Source organism: Paraburkholderia sp. JHI2823, assembly GCF_038900695.1.
GTDB classification, from domain to species: Bacteria; Pseudomonadota; Gammaproteobacteria; order Burkholderiales; family Burkholderiaceae; genus Paraburkholderia; species Paraburkholderia mimosarum.
The window spans coordinates 1-401 of the sequence record NZ_JAYMRY010000331.1 but is presented as its reverse complement, the minus strand read 5'-3'; the positions used below and the strand labels follow the sequence as shown (position 1 = coordinate 401).

Annotated in this window: 1 protein-coding gene; it reads right to left on the bottom strand. The window is 67.8% G+C overall.

Translation table 11 applies throughout. From position 1 onward, the window contains the following. Positions 1 to 401, bottom strand: a 401-nt coding sequence (locus VSR34_RS38865; RefSeq protein ID WP_342965294.1) for a cbb3-type cytochrome c oxidase subunit I, incomplete at both ends; no start/stop codon positions are given.

The following is a 401-nucleotide window of genomic DNA, read 5'->3' as shown; positions in this document are numbered from 1 at the left end:
GAAGTAGACGATCGCGTGCAGCGTCCACGAGAACAGCACGCGCGCGAGACCGGCGTCGATCGTGTGGGCGAAGCCGAGTGCGACGGGCAGGATCTGGAACAGGATCTCGAGCGCCGCGCCGACCGCGGTCCACGCCCACAGATACGCGCCCGCGACGTTCGCGAACATTGCGAGCGGCACGGGCTTGCCTGGATTCGCGCGCTTCCAGATGCGCAGGTTCACGTGCATCAGCGCGACCCAGATCCACGAGCCGACCACCCCGAGCACGACGCCGAGGTAGTAGAACGGACTGCCGATCATCGGCGGATAGAACGTGTAGAGCACCGACGCCTTGCCGAGCGCGACCGGCACCATCGCCATCACCGCGCCGACCAGCAGCATGACGAGCGCGGCCCACGCCC